Source organism: Pedococcus sp. P1_H8 (assembly GCF_056405175.1).
Window position 1 is genome coordinate 1 of the sequence record NZ_JBFUCP010000418.1, and the last position, 378, is coordinate 378.

The window sequence follows — 378 nt, forward strand, 5'->3', positions numbered from 1 at the left end:
GGGGTGGGTGTGCGCCGACAGCAGCGACGGATCGATCCGCAGGCCCGCGATCCCGGACTCCTCCGTGGCCTCGCGCAGGGCCGCGTCGACCACCGTCTCGTCGCCCGGCTCGCAGTGCCCGCCCAGCTGGATCCAGCGGCCGACCCGTGGATGCAGGGTGAGCAGCACCTGACGCCGGTCCTCGCTGAGCACCAGCGACGACGCGGTGATGTGGCCGGGGACGTGCTCGCGCAGGCAACCGAGCGGCGCCGAGTCGAGGAACGCAAGCATGGTGTGCCGTAACGACTCGGCGTCGCCGGAATCGGTGTCCCAGTCCTCGAGTGCGGCCACCGCCGACGCGTGCAGCGACTGTGCCGTCATTTCGGTCACAGCTCCAGC

Annotated in this window: 1 protein-coding gene; it reads right to left on the reverse strand. The window is 71.4% G+C overall.

Translation table 11 applies throughout. From position 1 onward, the window contains the following. Nucleotides 1–360, reverse strand: a 360-nt coding sequence (locus AC1DYG_RS20635; RefSeq protein ID WP_477641694.1) for an NUDIX domain-containing protein, incomplete at its 3' end; no start/stop codon positions are given. Nucleotides 361–378 lie beyond the last annotated feature (18 nt).